We start from the raw sequence: 18,981 nt of genomic DNA on the forward strand, positions 1-18,981 counted from the left end.
TCGAGCCTCTCATCGCGTGCTCAGCGCGCTGAGTGCCGCCTTGAGCAGCGCCGCCACCTGCGGGGTGCGGCCCTCGGCCAGTTCGGCCTCGGCCCGGGGCTCGACGGCGGCGACCGCCTCGTCCGCGTCCCGTACCGAGTAACCCAGGCCGACCAGGCCGGAGTGGACCTGATTGCGCCAGACGGGCGCGGCGGCGCGGCCGTTGAGCGCGGCGTTGACCGCCTCCTCGGGCGTGCCGAGCTTGCCCTTGAGATCGACGATGATCCGCTGGGCGCCTTTCGGGCCCACCCCGGGGACCCTGGTCAGCGCCTTGACGTCGGCGGTGGCCACGGCCACCCTGAGCGCGTTGGGGGTGTGCACGGCCAGCATCGCCAGGGCGACCTTGGGGCCGACCCCGTTGGCCGTCTGCAGCATCTCGAAGATCCCGCGCTCGTCGTCGGTGGCGAAGCCGAACAGCGTCAGCGACTCCTCGCGGACCACCAGCGAGGTGGCCAGCCGGGCCTCCTCGCCTGTTCTGAGCGTCGCCAGCGTGCCCGGCGTGCAGTGCACGAGCACTCCCACCCCGCCCACCTCGACGACCGCCCCGTCGGGGGCGATCACGGTCACCTGTCCTCGCACCGAGGCGATCACTTCGTGGTTCCTCTCGGGTATCCGGCCCTGCCCCGGCCGCGGAAGTAGGCCGCGGCGGTCGTGCCGGGGCCGCTCGCGGCCTTCGCCGCGGCCTCGGCCAGCCTGCTCTGGGCTCCGCCCCGCCACACGTGGCAGATCGCGAGGGCGAGCGCGTCGGCGGCGTCGGCGGGCTTGGGCATGGCGTCCAGCCGCAGCAGCCGGGTCACCATCGTGCCGACCTGCTGCTTGTCGGCCGTGCCGCTGCCGGTGATCGCCGCCTTGACCTCGGACGGCGTGTGCAGGGCGACCGGCAGCCCCCTGCGGGAGGCGCACAGGATCGCCACGGCGGAGGCCTGCGCGGTGCCCATCACCGTCCTGAGGTTGTGCTGGGCGAAGACCCGTTCCACGGCCACCGCGTCGGGTTCGAGCTCGTCGAGCCACTGCTCTATGCCGGCCTCGATCGCCACCAGCCGGGCGCCGATCTCGTCGTCGGCGGGGGTTCGGACCACCCCGACCTTGACCAGGCTCAGCGGCGCGCCCGGTCTCCCCTCGACGGCGCCGAGCCCGCATCGGGTAAGCCCGGGATCGACCCCCATGACCCGCAGTTCGGGCAATCGCACCGGCACGCCTCCGCTCACCGAACACCTGTTCGGTGCCAGACTCTACCGCCTGGGAGCACGTCGCGCACGGCCCTCGCGGGGCCCGCGGGAAGTGTCAGCGGCGGTCACCGCCCGGAGTTCCGCGACGGGAACGCCGAGCGCGAGATCACGCGTCGAGCTTCTCCATGACCTCGTCGGAGACGTCGAAGTTGGCCCAGACGTTCTGCACGTCGTCACTGTCCTCAAGGGCGTCGATCAGCCTGAAGACCTTGCGGGCGCCGTCCTCGTCGAGCGGGACGTTCATCGTCGGCATGAAGCCGGACTCGGCCGAGTCGTAGTCGATCCCGGCCTCCTGCAGGGCCTTGCGGACCGGCACGAGGTCGGTGGCCTCGGAGACGACCTCGAACTGGTCCCCCAGGTCGTTGACCTCCTCGGCGCCCGCGTCGAGGACCGCGGTCAGCACGTCGTCCTCACCCAGCTCGCCCTTGGGGACGAGCACGACGCCCTTGCGGTTGAACATGTAGGACACCGAACCCGGGTCGGCCAGCGAACCGCCGTTGCGGGTCAGCGCGACACGGACCTCGGAGGCCGCCCGGTTGCGGTTGTCGGTGAGGCACTCGATCAGCACCGCGACGCCGCCGGGGGCGTAGCCCTCGTACATGATGGTCTGCCAGTCGGCGCCGCCGGCCTCCAGGCCGCCACCGCGCTTGCGGGCGCGCTCGATGTTGTCGATCGGAACCGAGCTCTTGCGCGCCTTGGTGATGGCGTCGTACAGCGTCGGGTTGCCGTCCGGATCGGGGCCGCCCGTCCGTGCCGCGACCTCGATGTTCTTGATGAGCTTGGCGAACAGCTTGCCGCGCTTGGAGTCAAGCGCCGCCTTCTTGTGCTTCGTCGTCGCCCATTTGGAGTGGCCGGACATCCCCTAGAGCTCCCTCACCATCTCAGCGAAATATGAATGCACACCAACATCCCCGGTAATCTCCGGGTGGAAGGATGTGGCGAGCAGCGGTCCTTGACGGACCGCGACGATCCTATCTCCAGGTTCGGCCAACGCCAGCACTTCGACCCCCGAACCCACGGATTCCACCCAGGGGGCGCGAATGAAGACCGCCCGCATGGCACCGCGGCCGGCGAAGTCGATGTCGGCCTCGAAGGAGTCGACCTGGCGGCCGAAGGCGTTGCGCCGGACGACCATGTCGATGCCGCCGATCGTCTGCTGGCCCTCGATGCCGCCCTCGATCCGGTCCGCCAGCATGATCATGCCGGCGCAGGAGCCATAGGCGGGCATACCCGCCTTGATCCGCATCCGGAGCGGTTCGAGCAGTTCAAAGGTCTCGGCGAGCTTCCACATCGTGGTGGACTCGCCGCCCGGGATGACGAGGCCGTCGACCGCCTCCAGCTCGTGGGGGCGCCGTACCGCGACCGCTCTGGCGCCCACGGCCTCCAGCGCGCGCACGTGCTCACGCACGTCGCCTTGGAGCGCGAACACGCCGATCGTGGGGACGATGGTCACCAATGGTCCTTCCCCTGGAAATGAAACAGCCTTTTTAGGGTATGGCCACCTCCCAGATCACCCCAAACTGGTTCATAGCCAGCCTTGGGCCTTCCTGGCCGGCCCTTCTACCGCCAGAGAGGCGGCCTCCGTCGAGGAGGCCGCCTCTCCGCCGGTTTCCCTGGGTTCCGCTACCAGCCGCGCTCGGCCAGCCGGTGCGGGGCCGGGATGTCGTCGACGTTGATGCCGACCATGGCCTCGCCCAGACCACGGGAGACCTTCGCGATGACGTCGGGGTCGTCGTGGAAGGTGGTGGCCTTGACGATCGCGGCGGCGCGCTCGGCGGGGTTGCCGGACTTGAAGATGCCCGAGCCGACGAACACGCCCTCGGCGCCGAGCTGCATCATCATCGCGGCGTCGGCCGGGGTGGCGATGCCACCGGCGGTGAACAGCACGACCGGCAGCTTGCCGGTCTTGGCGACCTCGGCCACCAACTCGTACGGCGCCTGGAGCTCCTTGGCCGCGACATAGAGCTCGTCGGCGGGCAACGAGGTCAGGCGCTTGATCTCGCCCCTGATCTTGCGCATGTGGGTGGTGGCGTTGGAGACGTCGCCGGTGCCCGCCTCACCCTTGGAGCGGATCATCGCCGCGCCCTCGGTGATGCGGCGCAGCGCCTCGCCCAGGTTGGTCGCGCCACAGACGAAGGGCACGGTGAACTGCCACTTGTCGATGTGGTTGGCGTAGTCGGCCGGGGTGAGCACCTCGGACTCGTCGATGTAGTCGACCCCGAGCGACTGGAGCACCCGGGCCTCGACGAAGTGGCCGATGCGCGCCTTGGCCATGACCGGGATCGAGACGGCGGCGATGATGCCGTCGATCATGTCGGGGTCGCTCATCCTGGAGACGCCGCCCTGGGCGCGGATGTCGGCGGGTACCCGTTCGAGGGCCATGACGGCCACGGCACCGGCGTCCTCGGCGATCTTGGCCTGCTCGGCGTTGACGACGTCCATGATGACGCCGCCCTTGAGCATCTCTGCCATGCCGCGCTTGACCCGGGCGGTTCCGGTGACGGTGGTATCGCTGACTTCGGGCGTGCTGCTGGACACGGTCTCTACCTCACGACGGCTGCGGATCACGGGCCGCCCGCGCCGGACGGCCACTACGCTTCCATCGTAGGCGCTGGGCAGGATGCCCCCTACACGCCGTCTTGTCGTTCTTAGCTGATCTTCTTGAACATCATGTAGCACTCGCGCGTCAGGGAATGACGGGTTTGGCGGAGGCCAGCGCGATCCAGACCTGACCGGGAGCGAAGTTCATCGGCTCCCCCGTCTCCGTGGTGAAGACGGTGCCGTCCTTCTCCGTCTCCCGTGACCAGCGGGCCTTGAACGCCTGCCCGTCGCGGAGCACGATCGCCCTGCCCTTGCCCGTGCTGTGCACCAGCGGCGTGTAGCTCTGGTTCTTGTCGTGAAACTCCGAGCGCTCCGTCTTGGTGTACTGCACGACGATCGTGGGCGCGCCGAGCTGACCGCCCTCGGCCGCCATGTCCTTCTTGCCGTCCTGCCAGATCAGCCACTTGCCCGCCGCCTGCGACCAGGCGAAGGTGAAACGGGCCGCCGGGTACTTCACGCTGTACGCCTTCCGCGGCACGCCGCCCTCGGGGGCGTCGCCGAAGGTGAGTCCGATGTCCTTGGCCCTGCTCGCCTTGGGCGCCTCGGTCAGCAGCTGCCTGGTGTTGGCGAACAGGTTGTAGGGGGCGAAGCGTCCTTCCTGCCGGAAATAGGCGCCCGGCGCCCGGCTGTCGGAGACGTCGAACAGCGACGCCTCGGCGATGAGGGGGAGCATCTTGGTCTGCGCGCCCGAGTAGGCGAAGGCGGGCCTGCCGAACTGCGGGACGATGTGCAGGTCGGAGATGCGGGCGCTGCGAACCGGGCCGATCTTGGCCGGGATCTTGGAGGAGAAGATCGCCATCAGCCGGGTCAGGCCCGCCTCGACCTGCTCGATGTAGACGATGTCCGCGCTTTTGAGGCCGAGCTGCGGTTTGCCCGCCGAGGTGTTCTCGATCTTCGCTGCGAGCACCGGCCTGCGGGCCGCGCCCGGCAGCCCGGTGAAGGGGTGCGTCGGCTCGGGCGTGGGGGTCGGAGCCGCACTCGGCTCACCCGCCACCGGATTGCCCGCCGGCGCGGGCTTGTCGGAGGAACAGGCCGCGACCGGCGCGAGAGCCGCGACTCCCGCCAGCGTGACGGCGATCATCCGAGAAACCCGCACGATTCATCTCCTCAAGTCAGCCACAAACCGCCAAGAGCCTACCGGTGTCCGACTTGTCAGTTACTCCAGTTTGTGTGCGGCTTATTCGGCGGCCAGCGCCTTCGGCGGCGCATCGTCGATCTCGAAGAAGCCCGGATACTCGGTATGCCCGGCCAGCCGCAGCGTGCGGGCCAGCCAGCGGCGTTGCGCCGCGCGGGTCACGCCCACCGCGTTGTTGTAGAACCGGCGGGAGTAGAGGACCTTGGCCACCGCGGCCCCCAGTTCCTCCAGCAGCTCGGAACCCGCCGCGGTGTCGGCCAGCCGGTCGCGGAAGCGCTCCTGGTCGACGACGGCCCGCAGGGCGCGCGACAGGTCGCTCTCGGCGTGCTCACGCTCCTCGGGGCCCGCCGTACGGGCCTCGTGGGCGGCCGCGGCCAGCACCAGGCTCGTCGCCGGGTCCAGCAGCCGGGAGGCGGCCAGCTCCAGGCTGACTGCGGTCCGCCGCACCAGGGCGGCGTCCAGGGACTCGCGGGCCAGCTCCAGCCGGATGTGCAGCCGGTCGAGCCGGCCCGCCCGCCAGGAGATGTAGACGGCGCAGAGCACCACGACGGCGCCCACCACCAGGATCAGCGTGGTCGTCACGGCGTGTCGTTCCCCTCGGCCCAGCCCCTGCTCGTCACCGTGCCCTCGTCACTCCCCACGCCCTCGGTGCCCTCGGCGCCCTCAGCGCCCTCGGCGTCCTCCTCGACCCCGGCCGAGCTCGCCACCGTCTCGTAGACCCGCAGGACGTCACGGGCGACCGTCGACCAGTCGTACTTCCGCACGGCGGCGCGGGCCTCCTGTGACAGCCTGGCCCGGCGCGCGGGGTCGTCGAGCAGTTCGGCGGCCCGGCGGGCGAGCGACTCGGCGTTGCCCGTCTCGAACAGCGCTCCCGCCTGGCCGTCGTCGAGCACCTTGCGGAAGGCCGGGATGTCGCTCGCCAGGATCGCCGCGCCGGCCGACATCGCCTCGGTCAGCACGATGCCGAAGCTCTCGCCCCCCAGGTTGGGCGCGCAGAAGACGTCGACCGTGTGGTATGCGCGCACCTTGTCCTCCTCGCTGACCATGCCGAGCAGGCCGATCCGGTCGTGGAGGGCGGCCGGGACGCGCTCCAGCACCTCGGCGGCGTCACCCGGCCCGGCCAGGAGCAGTCGCAGCGCCGGCCGCTCGGCGGCCAGCAGGACGAACGCCTCCAGCAGCACCGGCAGGCCCTTGCGCGGCTCGTCCATCCTGCCGAGAAAGCCGATCACCTCGCCCTGGTCCCAGCCGGGCAGCGGCTCGCCCTCGGCGTAGCGGTCGACCGTCACCCCGTTGGGAATGAGCACGGCGTCGCCGCCCATGAACTCGACCAGGGTCTTCCTGGCCGCGTCGGACACGGCGATCCGGCCGGTGATCTTCTCCAGCGCGCTCATCAGCACCGAGGCCGTGACCGAGAGGGACCGGGAGTTGCCGTACGAGGCGTGGAAGGTGGCCACGATCGGCCCCCTGGCCACCCAGCAGGCGAGCAGTCCCAGCGAGGGGATGGCCGGTTCGTGCACGTGCAGCACGTCGAAGGCGCCCTCGCGCACCCAGCGGCGCACCCGGTTCGCCGACAGGAACCCGAACGACAGCCTGGCCACCGACCCGTTGAAGGGCACCGGAACCGCGCGGCCCGCCGAGGTCACGTACGGGGGCAGCGGGGCGTTGTCCGCGGCGGGGGCGATCACCGAGACATGGTGGCCCTCCTCGGTGAGCGCCTCCGTGAGATCGCGGATGTGCACCTGGACTCCGCCCGGCACGTCCCACGTGTAGGGGCAGACGATGCCGATCCTCATCCCCTGGGCTCCAGGTCCTCGAGCCAGAGGCGCTGGAGCATGTGCCAGTCCTCGGGGTGCTCGGCGATGCCCTTCTCGAAGACGCCCGCGAGGCTCTGCGTGACGACGGCCACCTTCTCCTTCCTGGTGCCCTCGGCCGGGATCGCGATCTCCTCGTGGAACTGCAGGCCCCAGCCGGTCCCCCTGAAGTAGGGGATCGCCGGGATGAGGGCGGCCCCGGTGTGCACGGCCAGCAGGCCGGGACCGGCGGGCATCCGTGTGGACGAGCCGAAGAACTGCACCTCGACACCGTTCGCGGTCAGGTCCCGCTCGGCGGGCAGGGCGACCGGGAGCCCGGCGCGCAGGCGCTGCGCCAGGGTGCCGAAGGTGTGGCCGTCACCACCGGTGAGCGGCAGCACCTCCATGCCCAGTCCCTCGCGGAAGGCGGTGTAGCGATGGAACAGCGACTCGGGTTTGAGCCGCTCGGCGACCGTGGTGAAGGGATGTCCCGTCCCGGCGAACCAGGCACCCGCCTGGTCCCAGTTGCCCATGTGCGGCAGGGCGAGGACCACGCCGCGCCCCGCGGCGAGGTTCTCGTAGACGGGCTCCACACCGATCACGTGCATCCGGGAGACGAGTTCGGCGACGGAGATCGAAGGCAGCCGGAAGACCTCGTGGAAGTAGCGGAAGTAGGAGCGCATGCCGTCGCGGCTGAGCTCCCGGATCGCCGGGTCGTCCGGCGAGGTGCCCTTGACCCTGGCGAGGTTGGCCTCCAGCCGGAGCACCGACTTTCCCCGGTGCTTCCACAGCCGGTCGGCGGCGGCGCGGAAGGCCCAGGCGGTGAGCAGCTCGGGCAGACGGGGCACGACCGTCCATCCGGCACCGAACGCGGCCGCGACGAGACGGTCCTGGGGGGAGGGCTTGTCTGTCATCGATTTTCCGACTTCCGATCAGCGGAGGGGCCTGGGCGAGGTGGGGACGGCCTGCCGGCGCACGTGCAGCAGGCGCTGGCCGACCGTGACCGCGCTGGCCGCGGCGAGCAGCCAGAGCCCCGCGGCCAGGATGTACGGCACACCGAGGCCGCCGAGGCCCGCCGAGACCAGGCCCACCACCAGGCGCTCCGGCCGCTCGGCGAGCCCGACGTCGCACGTCATGCCCAGCGCCTCCGCCCTGGCCTTGACGTAGGACACCACCGCTCCGGCGACGAGGCAGAACAGCGCGACCCCCGCCAGCGTCCGCTGATCGCTCACGATGAACCAGAACACCAGCCCGGAGAAGATTCCCGCGTCGCCGACCCTGTCGAGCGTGGAGTCGAGGAAGGCGCCCCAGGTGCTTCCCGCGCCCGTCATCCTGGCCATGACCCCGTCGAGGAGGTCGGCCAGCACGAAGAAGGTGATCACCATCGTGCCCACGAACAGCTGACCCCGGGGGTAGAAGAACAGCGCGGCGGCGACGGTGCCGAGCGTGCCCACGGCGGTGATCACGTTGGGACTGATCCCGCGGCGGGTGAGTGCCCTGCCCAGCGGGGTCAAGACTCGGGTGACGGCGGGGCGCAGAAGTTTCAGCATCGCGCTCCGATCGTAGGCCACCCGGCCTGCGAGCGCGCATCGGCGAGCCGTGTGGCAAGGCGTTGCCGATACGGCGGGAGCTCTCCGGAGGAGGCTCGGACACTTAGCGATCAGACTTCCCTCTCGCAAGAGGATCGCTCCACCCCTCTTGTGATATTCGCCACATGGGTATTTGGTGAACACACCGCGTCCATGCGGTGTATGGACGCGGCAGCGGATCCCGGGGGTGTGGCCCCACCAAGGCCGCGCCCCTTCGGCAACGACGCGGGAGGCGATGTGGCGGAGAGAGCGACCGGCGGAACAGCGGGAGCCGCGGGGAGGGCACCCGCGGTCGATCAGCCGGACAAGATAAGAAACGTCGTGCTGGTCGGCCATTCCGGTGCAGGGAAGACAACGCTCGTGGAGGCGCTGCTGGCCGCGACCAAGACCGTCCAGCGGCCCGGCCGGGTCGAGGACGGCACGACGGCCAGCGACTTCGACGAGGTCGAGGTGCGCCAGCAGCGCTCGGTGAACCTCACCGTGGCCCCCGTGATCCACAACGACATCAAAATCAACCTGCTGGACACGCCCGGCTACGCCGACTTCGCCGGCGACCTGCGCGCCGGGTTGCGCGCGGCCGACGCGGCGCTGTTCGTCGTCTCGGCCGTCGAGGGCGTGGACGGCCTGACCAGGATGCTCTGGGAGGAGTGCGCGGCGGTCGGGATGCCCCGCGCGGTCGTGATCACCAAGATCGACCACCAGCGGGCGAACTTCGAGGACGTCCTCGCCGCCTGCCAGGACGCCTTCGGCGACGGCGTCTCGCCGCTGTACCTGCCGGTGGTGACCAACGGCAAGGTGAACGGCCTGATCGGGCTGCTGAGCCAGAAGTTCTACAACTACGCGACCGGCACCAGGACGGAGAACTCCCCAGGCCCGGCCTACGCCGACCAGATCGAGATCTACCGAAGCACCCTGATCGAGGGCGTCATCCAGGAGAGCGAGGACGAGTCCCTGATGGACCGTTACCTCTCCGGCGAGGAGATCGACACCAAGGCCCTCATCGGGGACCTGGAGAAGGCCGTCGCGCGCGGCGGCTTCTACCCGGTGCTGGCCGCGGGGACCGGCGTGGGCGCGCTGGAGGTCCTGGAGCTCATCACCCAGGGCTTCCCCTCGCCACCCGAGCACCCGATGCCGGAGATCACCTCGATCGACGGCCGGCCCGTCGCCGGCATCACCTGTGACCCCGACGGGCCACTGGTCGCGGAGATCGTCAAGACGACCAGTGACCCGTACGTGGGCCGGATCAGCCTGGTGCGGGTCTTCTCCGGCACACTGCGCCCCGACATGACGGTGCACGTCTCGGGGCACGGCCTGGCCGACCGCGGGCACGAGGACCACGATGTGGACGAGCGCATCGGGGCACTCTCCTCGCCGCTGGGCAAGCTCCAGCGGACGACCGCCAAGTGCGTGGCCGGGGACATCGCGGCGGTGGCCAAACTGTCGCGCGCGGAGACCGGCGACACCCTGTCGGACCGGGAGAACCCGCTGGTGATGAAGGCCTGGACGATGCCGGAGCCGCTGCTGCCGGTGGCGATCCAGCCCAGGTCCAAGGCGGATGACGACAAGCTGAGCCAGGCGTTGCAGCGGCTGGTCGCCGAGGACCCGACACTCCGGCTGGAGAACAACCCCGAGACCCGTCAGCTCGTGCTGTGGTGCATGGGCGAGGCCCACACCGACGTGCTGCTGGAGCGGCTGAGCAGGCGGCACGGCGTGGAGGTGGAGAAGATCGAGCTGCGGGTGCCGCTCAGGGAGACCTTCGGCGGCCGCTGCCAGGCCCTGGGCCGCAACGTCAAGCAGACCGGCGGCCACGGCCAGTTCGCCGTCTGCCACCTTGAGGTCGAGCCCCTGCCGTCCGGTGGCGGCTTCGAGTTCGTGGACAAGATCGTCGGCGGTGTGGTGCCGCGCCAGTTCATCCCCTCGGTGGAGAAGGGGGTACGCACCCAGATGCAGCGCGGGGTCCTCGCCGGCTACCCCATGGTGGACGTGCGGGTGACGCTGTACGACGGCAAGGCCCACTCGGTCGACTCCTCCGACATGGCCTTCCAGATCGCCGGGGCGCTCGCGCTGAAGGAGGCCGCGACCAAGGTGCCCACACTGCTGCTCGAACCTGTCGACGAGGTGTCCGTGCTGGTCTCCGACGAGCACGTGGGCGCGGTGATGTCCGACCTGTCCTCGCGCAGGGGCCGCGTGCTCGGCACGGAGCCGGTGGGCGTGGGACGTACCCTGGTCAGGGCCGAGGTGCCCGAGCTGGAGATCACCCGGTACTCGATCGATCTGAGATCCATGTCACACGGCACGGGGACCTTCCAGCGGGACTTCCTACGCTACGAGCCGCTCCCGTCGCATCTGGTGGAGAAGGTCACCGGCTGACCGGGCGATGAGGCGTGTGCCCGGCGGCACGTCGCCACCAGGTGGACACACCCCATCGGACACACGCCTCCCAGCACACACTCACGTAACAAAGTAATCACGAAACGATTTCTTTTTTTCGGTCAGAGCACACCGGTCCAGGTGTCAGACTTGGGAACCATGCGAAACGGACGCCCTCTTCTGGCCGCTGCCGCCCTCGCCGTCCTGACCACGGGTGCCGCGTACACCTTCGGCCCCGACACCGCGCCGGCCCGGCCCAAGGGCACCAAGAGCACGGCGGTCTCGGCCGAAACGGCGGGCGCGACGACCTCCGCCTCGGCGCGGTGCCCGGTGGACGCGAGATACCCCAAGCGGCAGCTGCGCGGAGTGTGGATCGCCACGGTCAAGAACATCGACTGGCCCTCGCGGACCGGTCTGTCCGCCGCCCGGCAGCAGGCGGAGTACGTCAGGATTCTCGACGACGCGGTCAAGCGGCGGTTCAACGCGGTGTTCGTCCAGGTCCGTCCGGCCTCCGACGCGCTGTACAGGTCGAACCTGGAGCCGTGGTCGCAGTATCTGACCGGCACCGCGGGCAAGGACCCCGGCTGGGACCCGCTGCCCTTCCTCGTCGCCGAGGCCCATCGGCGCGGCCTGGAGTTCCACGCGTGGTTCAACCCCTACCGCGCCTCCGCCGACGGCGACCTGTCCAGGCTGCCCGCGAACCACCCCGCCCGGGTCCACCCCGGCTGGATCGTCAAGCACGGCGGCCAGGCCTACTACAACCCCGGCCTGCCCGAGGTCCGCGACCATGTCACCAAGGTCGTCAAGGACGTGGTGAGCCGCTACGACGTCGACGGGGTCCACTTCGACGACTACTTCTACCCCTACCCGTCGGGGAACGCGAGGTTCGCCGACGACGCCGCCTTCGCCAGGTACGGCAAGGGCGCCAAGCTCGCCGACTGGCGCCGCGCCAACGTCAACAAGCTGATCGCGCAGGTCGACAAGGCGGTGCACGAGGTCAGGGGCAGTGTGAAGTTCGGCGTCAGCCCGTTCGGGATCTGGCGCAACAAGTCCGAGGACCCCACCGGCTCGGCCACCGGCGGCATGTCGGCGTACGACTCCATCTACGCCGACGCCCGCCACTGGATCCGCAAGGGCACCGTCGACTACGTCATCCCGCAGCTCTACTGGCCGCGCGGTTTCAAGGCCGCCGACTACGACGTGCTGATGCCCTGGTGGGCGAACGAGGTCAAGGGCACCGACGTGCACCTCTACATCGGCCAGGCCCTGTACCGGGTCGGCGCCACCGACACCCCCGCCTGGACCAGACCCGGCGAGCTGCCCTCCCACCTCACCCAGAACCGCAGGCACAAGCAGGTCACCGGCGACGTCTACTTCAGCGCCAAGCAGCTGTCCACCGACCCCCTGGGCGTGCTGGACCGCGTCGTCAAGAGCCACTACTCGCGTCCGGCGCTGCTGCCGCTGATCAAGGACCTCGGCGGGCAGGCCCCGGCCAAGCCCGCGGACCTGCGGCTCCAGGGCACCTCGCTCAGCTGGAAGAGCTCCCCGGAGGCCCGCTCGTACGCGGTCTACCGGATCGCCTCCGGCAAGCCGGGCGAGTGCGCCACCGCCGACGCCCGCAACCTGGTCGCGGTCGTGCCCGCGGTGGACGGCGACCGTCAGAGCTTCACCACGACGCGCGGCGGCACCTACCTGGTCACCGCCCTGGACCGCCTGCAGAACGAGAGCGACGCCACCGGGACCTGACACTCCCGGGACCTGCCCACGCCCGCTCGGACACGCGTCCGTGCGGGCGTGGGCGTGTCCGGGGGACGGGCGAGGCGAGACGGTGAGCGCCCGGTCGCCCCGCGACCTGCCTCCGGATTCGCTGGACCCGTGACACGATCTTCCCCTACGGTGCGAGCACCTGGCAGAAGCTAAAGGGGAGGTCGTCGGTGAAGCGGACGCTTTTCGCGTTTGCGCTGGTCCTGGGCTTGCTGTGGCCGGGTGTCGCGCAGTCCGCCGCGCGGGTGGACGGGCGGGTGGTACTGATCGGCGTTCCTGGCCTGCAGTGGAGCGACCTCAGCCCCGGCGGCACCCCGAATCTGTGGCGGCTGGCCACCCAGAGCGCGATCGGCTCGCTGTCGGTCCGCGCAGTGGGCCGGGTGACCTGTCCCTATGACGGGTGGCTGACGATCTCGGCCGGGGTGAGGTCCGCGGTCGGCTACGGCTGCGGGCTCCCTCCGCTGCCCGAGTCCGACGGAACGAGTGCCGTCATCCCCGGCTACGGATACCTGCGCGACGTCGCCGGCCAGCGCAACGCGGGCGCCCTCGGCGATGCCGTGCACGCCGCCGGGGAGTGCACGCTGGCGATCGGCCCGGGGGCCGCGCTGGCACTGGCCGACAGATCGGGCAGGGTCGACGTGTACGCTCCCTCCCCCGCGCAGATCCGCTCAGGCGTGCTCACCAGGTGCCGCGTGATCGCCGTCGACGTCGACGATCTGATCAGGCCCTACATCACCGACGGACGACTGCCCAAGGTCGAGGAGCGGCTCACCCCGCAGCAGCGGGCGGCGGCGCTGCGCCTGGCCGACGCCAAGGCCGGGGCGGTGCTGAGCGTGCTGCCCAAGGATGCGCGCGTGCTGCTGGCGGGCCTGTCCGACCACGGCGTCGACCCGCACCTTCGGGTGGCCATGATGCGCGACGGAGACCTCTCCGGCCGATTCCTGGGAGCGGCCTCCACCCACCGCGACGACATCACGATCCTGCCGGACGTCACCGCGACGATGCTCTCCCTGGCCGGCGTCGAGGCACCGCCGGGCATCGTCGGGCTCCCCTGGCAGGCGAGCGAGAGGCGGACCGGCACCACCGAGGCCGCGCGGGCCGACCTGGAGAAGGCCGACGTCGCCGGGCAGACGATCAGGAGCGTGGGCGGCGTCTTCTTCACCTCGGTCGCCGTGCTGCAGGTCGCCTTCTACCTGACCGCGTTCCTGCTGCTGCGCCGCAGGCGCGGGCTGAGGCGCGTGCGCGTGGCCTCGGTGGCGCTGGCCTCGGTGCCCGCCTCGACGTACCTGGTGAACCTCACCCCCTGGCAGGACGTGCGGACGCCGCTGCTCGCGCTGGTCGGCGGGATCGCCGGATGCGCGCTGCTGCTGGCCGCGGTGGCGCTGGCGGGGCCATGGCGGCGCGCACCGCTCGGACCGCTGGCGGTGGTGGCCGGGGTGACCGCGGCGGTACTCGCGGGCGACCTGCTGACCGGGACGACCCTGCAGCTCAACAGCGTGATGGGCTACAGCGCCGTGGTCGGGGCCCGCTACTACGGCCTGGGTAACATCCCGTTCGCGCTCTTCGCCACCTCGGTGCTGCTGCTGGCCGCCACGATCGCGCACCGGCTGACCCGCGGAGGCCACACGGGTGCGGCGGTCACCGCCGTGGCGGTGCTGGGCGGCTTCGCGATGATCCTGGGCGGCTGGCCGGGTGTGGGCAGCGACTTCGGCGGCGTGATCGCGTTCGTACCGGGGATCGCGGTGACCGCGCTGCTGATCGCGGGCAGGCGGGTCTCGATCGTCAAGCTGGGCGCGTTCTGCGTGGCGGGCGGCGTCACCGTGATGGGCATCGCCTACCTCGACTACCTGCGCCCGCCGGCTTTCCAGACGCACCTGGGGCGCTTCGTCGGCCAGGTGTTCACCGGCGAGGCCGTCGAGGTGATCGGCCGCAAGCTCGGCGCGATGCTGGGCACGCTGCTCAGCCCCAACCTGATGCCGGTCGTGATCGCCGCGACGGCGTTCCTCGTCTACGCGCTGCTACGGCCGGAGCAGGCGACCGCGGGGGTGCTGCCCGCCGCGTTCGCGCACTCCCCCGCGCTGCGGGCCGGGTTGATCGGCACCCTGGTCAGCGGGGTGGTCGGCATGCTGGTCAACGACTCGGGTGCCGCGGTGCTCTCCATGGCACTGGCGCTCGCCGTGCCGCTGACACTGTCGGTGGGCATCAGGACCTTGGGCGGAGCCCCGCGCTACGACGACGCGGGCCAGGAGCCGGCGAGCAGTTCCCTGGTGTCACGCAACAGCTGAGGAAGCACCCTGGTCTGGCCGACGACGGGCATGAAGTTGGTGTCGCCGCCCCAGCGGGGCACCACGTGCTGGTGAAGGTGGGCGGCGATCCCGGCGCCCGCCACACCGCCCAGGTTCATGCCCACGTTGAAACCCTGCGCGCCGCTGGCCTTGCGCAGGGCGACCAGCGCCCGTTTGGTGAAATCGGCGAGCTCGGTGGTCTCGGCCTCGTCCAGGTCCGCGTAGTCCGGCACGTGGCGGTAGGGACAGACCATCAGATGGCCGGAGTTGTACGGGTAGAGGTTGAGCAGCGCGAAGACCGCGTCGCCTCGGGCGACGATCAGGCCGTCCTCGTCGCTCATGTGGGGGATCTCGCAGAACGGGCAGCCGTCCTCGGGGCCCGAACCCGTCGGTTTGCTGGCCCCCTTGATGTAGGCCATCCGGTGTGGAGTCCAGAGTCTCTGGAACGCGTCCGGTGTTCCCGCTCCGTACTGCGCCTCCGGCTCGTTGCTCATGGTCGCCAGCATATTGCCAAGCCGATTCCTCCGGTCTGGCGCCTCCCCCGCCGGGGCACCGGGACCGGCCGGGATTCGACGGGTGGACGGGATCTTGATCTATATCTCACCGTATTAACGGACGAATGCCGCAAATTTCCGGCAGAATCCCCCAGCAAGACCACCGACAGCCGAGGAGTAGCCATGACCGACGTCTCCGTCGAGGAGCCGACCGAGGAGACCGTGTCTTCCGCCGAGATCGGCGGCAGGCCCACCCGCCCGTTCTCCCTCAGCCTGTCCCTGTCCGCCGACACGGAGCCGCCGGCGTCCTCCACGAGCGAGCCCGTCCTGGCCGTGGTCGAGACGATCATCCCGGCGGCGGACGAGGTGTCCCCCCTTTCCCCCGCCGAGACGGCGACCGTGTCTCCGCTCTCTCCGCCGGCCCCCCCGGCCCCGGTCACCCCGGTGTCCTCGGCCGTGGTGAAGGGCCGGATCAAGGTGGCGGACGAGGTGGTGGAGAAGGTCGCGGCCCTCGCCACCCTCGAGGTCACGGGCGTCGCCGAGCTGGGAGGCGACGCCGCCCACGCGGTGGAGCCGGTGCGTGAGCGGGCCGGCGTCGGTGCCAGGCGCGGTCCCCGGGGCGTCAGCGCCCACGTGCAGGACCGTACGGCCGCGGTGGACGTGTCGATCGTGGCGGAGTACGGGCACGTGGTGATGGACGTGGCCAACGAGGTGAAGACCAACGTGGCCCGGACCGTCAGCCGGATGCTCGGCATGCGGGTCGTCGAGGTCAACGTCGACGTGGAGGACGTCCGCCTGCCGGGCGAGGTCCGGCCCGAGGCACCCGCCGAACCCGCGAAGCACGACTAGGAACGCCCAGGGGCGACATCCGGGGACACCGAGAAGCCCGGCCACGGCTTCCCCACGGGCCCCCGCCAAAGGGACGGGTCCGGCCCCCGTGGGGAAGCCGGACCCGGAACGCCTCGGAGGAGGCTCAGACCTGGAGGCGGCGCTCGATCGCGTCTACGATCTCGGCGATCGCCTCGTCGACCGGGACCCCGTTCTTCTGCTCGCCGTTGCGGAAGCGGAAGGAGACGGCACCCGCTGCGATGTCGTCGTCGCCCGCCAGGAGCATGAAGGGCACCTTGGCCTTCTGCGCGTTGCGGATCTTCTTTTGCATCCGGTCGTCGGAGGCGTCGATCTCGATCCTGATGCCCCGCTCGCGAGCCTTCTTGGCGACGTCCTGAAGGTAGGACACGTGTGCCTCGGCGATCGGGATGCCGACCACCTGGACCGGCGCGAGCCAGGGGGGGAACGCGCCCGCGTAGTGCTCGACCAGGACGCCGAAGAAGCGCTCGATCGAGCCGAACAGCGCCCGGTGGATCTTGACGGGACGCTGGCGGGTGCCGTCGGCGGCCTGGTATTCGAGCTCGAAGAGCTCGGGCAGGTTGAAGTCCAGCTGGATGGTCGACATCTGCCAGGTGCGGCCGATGGCGTCCCGGGCCTGGACGGAGATCTTCGGACCGTAGAAGGCCGCGCCGCCGGGGTCGAGGACGAGCTCCAGCTTCTCGGACTCGGCGACCTCGCGCAGCGTCTCGGTCGCCTCCTCCCACACCTCGTCGGGGCCGACGAACTTCTCCGGGTCCTTGGTCGACAGCTCCAGGTAGAAGTCGTCGAGCCCGTAGTCGCGGAGCAGGTCGAGCACGAAGCGGAGCAGCGACTTGAGCTCGTCGCGCATCTGCTCGTGGGTGCAGTAGATGTGCGCGTCGTCCTGCGTCATGCCGCGCACCCGGGTCAGGCCGTGGATGACGCCGGACTTCTCGTAGCGGTAGACCGTGCCGAACTCGAACAGCCGCAGCGGCAGCTCCCGGTAGGAACGCCCGCGGGACCTGAAGATCAGGTTGTGCATCGGGCAGTTCATCGGCTTGAGGTAGTACTCCGCACCCTCCAGCTCCATGGCCGGGAACATCCCGTCCTTGTACCAGTCGAGGTGGCCGGAGATCTCGTAGAGCTTGCTCTTGGTGATGTGCGGGGTGTTGACGAAGGAGTAGCCCGCCTCCTCGTGCCGCTTGCGCGAGTAGTCCTCCATGACGCGGCGGATCACGCCGCCCTTGGGGTGGAAGACCGGCAGGCCGGAGCCCAGCTCGTCGGGGAAGGAGAACAGGTCGAGCTCGGCGCCCAGCTTGCGGTGATCCCGCTTCTCGGCCTCCTCCAGCAGGTGGAGGTACTCATCCTGCTTCTCGCGCGACTCCCAGGCGGTGCCGTAGATCCGCTGGAGCTGCGGGTTCTTCTCGCTGCCCCGCCAGTAGGCGCCGCCGGTGCGCATCAGCTTGAACGCCGGGATGGACCGGGTGGTCGGCACATGAGGGCCGCGGCACAGGTCCTTCCAGCACAGCTCGCCGGTCTTGGGGTCGAGGTTGTCGTAGATGGTGAGCTCGGCACCGCCCACCTCGACGCTCTCCTCGTCGGCGGCCCCGCCCTTGAGGCCGATCAGCTCCAGCTTGTACGGCTCGGCGGCGAGCTCCTCGGCCGCCTCGTCGTCGGAGACGGGCCTGCGGGAGAAGAGCTGACCCTGCTTGACGATCTCGCGCATGCGCTTCTCGATGCGCTTGAGGTCGTCGGGGGTGAAGGGGTTCTTGACGTCGAAGTCGTAGTAGAAACCGTTCTCGACCGGCGGGCCGATGCCCAGCCTGGCCTCGGGGAAGATCTCCTGAACGGCCTGGGCCATGACGTGCGCGGTGGAGTGGCGGACGATGGCGCGCCCGTCGGGGCTGGCCGCCTCGACCGGTTCGATCACGTCGCCCTCGGCCACCGGGGCCGCGAGGTCCTTCAGCTCGCCGCCCACCCGGGCGGCGACCACGGAGCGGCCGTCCGCCTCCAGCGCCTCCCCGTACGTCGTGCCCCCCGCCACCACACGCGCGGCTCCGGCGAGGGTGATACGAAGTTCTGGCACGGCCGACACGGTTGCTCCCTGGGAGACGTCGATGGATGGTCTGGAATCGATGCTACCGGTGTCGGCGACGCGTTTTCTCAGGCGTCGCGGCTCCGGCGGTAGCCCAGCGAGGTCAGCTCAGCCCGGGTCCCGCGAAAGACGTTGCGATCCAACGGCTTGTGCGAGTGCTGGTGAATGGTCCATCTCCGCCACGGGCTGGGCACCTGTGGCCGCCCCCGGGGCGCGTCGGGCGCGGCGATCCACAGCGGGTAGGTCTCCAGCCCGGCGCAGTTGCCGTTCTGTGCGAACGCCTGGAACGTGTAGACCACCGGCTTCACCCCGGCCAGCGCGATGACCGCCTGGCACCAGCTGCGGGCGAACCGCGCCACCCTGGCGGCGGGCAGGTGGTCGTTGGTCTCCAGGTCGAGGGCGAGCAGATCGCCCCTGCGCAGCCCCCCGGCCCGCTGCACGATCTTCAGGAAGTGCACCGCCTGCACCTCGGGGTCGCCCGCGGGGCGGGCGAAGTGGTAGGCGCCGCAGACGATCCAGCTCTCGCGCATGCCGTTCCAGTTGGTGCCGAACCACTTGTCGGTGAAGGTGCTCCCCTCGCTCGCCTTGGCGAAGGCGAAGGAGACCCCGCCCTTCGCCTGCGCGCCCCAGTCGACGGCGCCCTGCCAGTTCGACACGTCGATCCCCTGCAGCATGGCGGTCACGCTAACCGGTGGGCGCCGCGGGCACACGCCCGACGCTCCCTCGGCATACTGCCGTTGCGGC

Annotated in this window: 17 protein-coding genes; 4 read left to right on the forward strand and 13 right to left on the reverse strand. The window is 70.4% G+C overall.

Features of this window, described 5'->3' with window-relative positions; translation table 11 throughout:
- Window positions 1-9: 9 nt before the first annotated feature.
- The 10 genes from ruvA to pgsA all read right to left on the reverse strand — a co-directional run bounded on the left by ruvA (window position 10) and on the right by pgsA (window position 8,344).
- Window positions 10-630 carry a Holliday junction branch migration protein RuvA gene (gene ruvA / locus ACFQVD_RS14760; protein ID WP_343965114.1) on the reverse strand — a complete coding sequence of 207 codons (621 nt, stop codon included), beginning with the start codon at window positions 628-630 and terminating at the stop codon, window positions 10-12.
- A complete protein-coding gene (gene ruvC / locus ACFQVD_RS14765; RefSeq protein WP_037971696.1) occupies window positions 627-1,214 on the reverse strand; it encodes a crossover junction endodeoxyribonuclease RuvC in 588 nt (195 codons plus the stop codon). The genes ruvA and ruvC overlap by 4 nt, the downstream gene beginning before the upstream one ends.
- A 160-nt stretch (window positions 1,215-1,374) precedes the next feature.
- Window positions 1,375-2,127 carry a YebC/PmpR family DNA-binding transcriptional regulator gene (locus tag ACFQVD_RS14770; protein WP_326638806.1) on the reverse strand — a complete coding sequence of 251 codons (753 nt, stop codon included), beginning with the start codon at window positions 2,125-2,127 and terminating at the stop codon, window positions 1,375-1,377.
- A gap of 3 nt (window positions 2,128-2,130) precedes the next feature.
- The gene (pdxT, locus tag ACFQVD_RS14775; protein ID WP_343965118.1) at window positions 2,131-2,721 is read right to left on the reverse strand and encodes a pyridoxal 5'-phosphate synthase glutaminase subunit PdxT; all 591 of its coding nucleotides are present in this window, start codon (window positions 2,719-2,721) and stop codon (window positions 2,131-2,133) included.
- 170 nt (window positions 2,722-2,891) lie between these two features.
- Window positions 2,892-3,806, reverse strand: a complete 915-nt coding sequence (pdxS, locus tag ACFQVD_RS14780) for a pyridoxal 5'-phosphate synthase lyase subunit PdxS (RefSeq protein WP_030919964.1) — start codon at window positions 3,804-3,806, stop codon at window positions 2,892-2,894.
- Between the two features lie 148 nt (window positions 3,807-3,954).
- A complete protein-coding gene (locus tag ACFQVD_RS14785) occupies window positions 3,955-4,965 on the reverse strand; it encodes a DUF3048 domain-containing protein (protein WP_343965121.1) in 1,011 nt (336 codons plus the stop codon).
- An 81-nt stretch (window positions 4,966-5,046) separates the two neighbouring features.
- A complete protein-coding gene (locus ACFQVD_RS14790) occupies window positions 5,047-5,586 on the reverse strand; it encodes a hypothetical protein (RefSeq protein ID WP_343965123.1) in 540 nt (179 codons plus the stop codon).
- A complete protein-coding gene (locus ACFQVD_RS14795; RefSeq protein ID WP_343965125.1) occupies window positions 5,583-6,797 on the reverse strand; it encodes a glycosyltransferase family 4 protein in 1,215 nt (404 codons plus the stop codon). Before ACFQVD_RS14795 ends, ACFQVD_RS14790 begins: the two co-directional genes overlap by 4 nt.
- Window positions 6,794-7,708, reverse strand: a complete 915-nt coding sequence (locus ACFQVD_RS14800) for a phosphatidylinositol mannoside acyltransferase (RefSeq protein ID WP_343965127.1) — start codon at window positions 7,706-7,708, stop codon at window positions 6,794-6,796. The genes ACFQVD_RS14795 and ACFQVD_RS14800 overlap by 4 nt, the downstream gene beginning before the upstream one ends.
- 18 nt (window positions 7,709-7,726) lie before the next feature.
- Window positions 7,727-8,344, reverse strand: a complete 618-nt coding sequence (gene pgsA, locus ACFQVD_RS14805; RefSeq protein ID WP_343965129.1) for a phosphatidylinositol phosphate synthase — start codon at window positions 8,342-8,344, stop codon at window positions 7,727-7,729.
- A 276-nt stretch (window positions 8,345-8,620) separates the two neighbouring features.
- Here pgsA and ACFQVD_RS14810 point away from each other — a divergent pair, with 276 nt between their 5' ends.
- The 3 genes from ACFQVD_RS14810 to ACFQVD_RS14820 all read left to right on the forward strand — a co-directional run bounded on the left by ACFQVD_RS14810 (window position 8,621) and on the right by ACFQVD_RS14820 (window position 14,802).
- Window positions 8,621-10,753: an elongation factor G-like protein EF-G2 gene (locus ACFQVD_RS14810; RefSeq protein ID WP_343965131.1), complete on the forward strand. Its 2,133-nt coding sequence runs from the start codon at window positions 8,621-8,623 to the stop codon at window positions 10,751-10,753.
- A gap of 159 nt (window positions 10,754-10,912) precedes the next feature.
- Entirely contained in the window at window positions 10,913-12,499 is a 1,587-nt protein-coding gene (locus ACFQVD_RS14815; protein ID WP_343965133.1) for a glycoside hydrolase family 10 protein, read from the forward strand.
- A gap of 188 nt (window positions 12,500-12,687) precedes the next feature.
- Window positions 12,688-14,802, forward strand: coding sequence for a hypothetical protein (locus tag ACFQVD_RS14820; protein ID WP_343965135.1), 2,115 nt, complete (start codon window positions 12,688-12,690; stop codon window positions 14,800-14,802).
- Here ACFQVD_RS14820 and ACFQVD_RS14825 read toward each other — a convergent pair.
- The gene (locus tag ACFQVD_RS14825) at window positions 14,745-15,296 is read right to left on the reverse strand and encodes an HIT family protein (RefSeq protein WP_343965137.1); all 552 of its coding nucleotides are present in this window, start codon (window positions 15,294-15,296) and stop codon (window positions 14,745-14,747) included. The genes ACFQVD_RS14820 and ACFQVD_RS14825 overlap by 58 nt on opposite strands.
- Window positions 15,297-15,479: 183 nt before the next feature.
- On the opposite strand from ACFQVD_RS14825, the gene ACFQVD_RS14830 reads away from it, so the two are divergent.
- The gene (locus tag ACFQVD_RS14830; protein ID WP_343965139.1) at window positions 15,480-16,145 is read left to right on the forward strand and encodes an Asp23/Gls24 family envelope stress response protein; all 666 of its coding nucleotides are present in this window, start codon (window positions 15,480-15,482) and stop codon (window positions 16,143-16,145) included.
- Between the two features lie 124 nt (window positions 16,146-16,269).
- On the opposite strand, the gene thrS is transcribed toward ACFQVD_RS14830, so the two are convergent.
- Window positions 16,270-18,237 carry a threonine--tRNA ligase gene (thrS, locus tag ACFQVD_RS14835; protein ID WP_343965141.1) on the reverse strand — a complete coding sequence of 656 codons (1,968 nt, stop codon included), beginning with the start codon at window positions 18,235-18,237 and terminating at the stop codon, window positions 16,270-16,272.
- A gap of 68 nt (window positions 18,238-18,305) precedes the next feature.
- A complete protein-coding gene (locus tag ACFQVD_RS14840; protein ID WP_343965143.1) occupies window positions 18,306-18,911 on the reverse strand; it encodes a glycoside hydrolase family 25 protein in 606 nt (201 codons plus the stop codon).
- Between the last annotated feature and the right edge of the window lie 70 nt (window positions 18,912-18,981).

The sequence above is a fragment of the Streptosporangium amethystogenes subsp. fukuiense genome (assembly GCF_042665875.1).
Taxonomy (GTDB): Bacteria; Actinomycetota; Actinomycetes; order Streptosporangiales; family Streptosporangiaceae; genus Streptosporangium; species Streptosporangium fukuiense.